We start from the raw sequence: 552 nt of genomic DNA, 5'->3' as shown, positions 1-552 counted from the left end.
TATGGCGGGAAGTTCCGTTGGGATTGCTTTAATCGGAATTACCATTGCCTATTTAATGTATTTGGCTGGCAAAATTGATCCCGCCGCGATCGCAGCAAAATATAAAACCCTCTACGATTTCTCCAAGAACAAATGGTATCTTGACGATATCAATGATCTGCTATTTGTTCAAGGCAGTCGTCGGTTAGCGCGGCAAGTTATGGAAGTAGACTATCGCGTTGTCGATGGAGCCGTTAACCTGACCGGGTTAGTCACTCTGGTTACAGGGGAAGGCTTAAAATACCTGGAAAATGGTCGCGCCCAGTTCTACGCCCTAATTGTATTTGTCGCCGTTCTCGGCTTCGTGGTCTTCTCAGGAATTACGGGGTAAATCGTCGTAGGGGTGGGGTTGTCCCCAAAGCGTGTCAACAATCACGCTAAAAGCCTTGAAATCAATTTCAGGCGTAGGGGCGAGGCGCGCCTCGCCCCTACAAACCCCTTAAAACGGGTTAAGAAAGAGAAGTTTTGAGTCATCTTTAGATGACTTTAGCTCTTAGCCCGAACTTTAGTTCA

Annotated in this window: 1 pseudogene; it reads left to right on the top strand. The window is 47.1% G+C overall.

Going from position 1 to position 552, the window contains the following annotated elements:
- A pseudogene (locus PL8927_RS27565) lies at nt 1-370 on the top strand (NAD(P)H-quinone oxidoreductase subunit 5); the annotation flags it as partial.
- Nucleotides 371-552: the final 182 nt, after the last annotated feature.

The sequence above is a fragment of the Planktothrix serta PCC 8927 genome, from assembly GCF_900010725.2.
Taxonomy (GTDB): Bacteria; Cyanobacteriota; Cyanobacteriia; order Cyanobacteriales; family Microcoleaceae; genus Planktothrix; species Planktothrix serta.
This window is presented reverse-complemented; position numbering and strand designations above follow the sequence as displayed.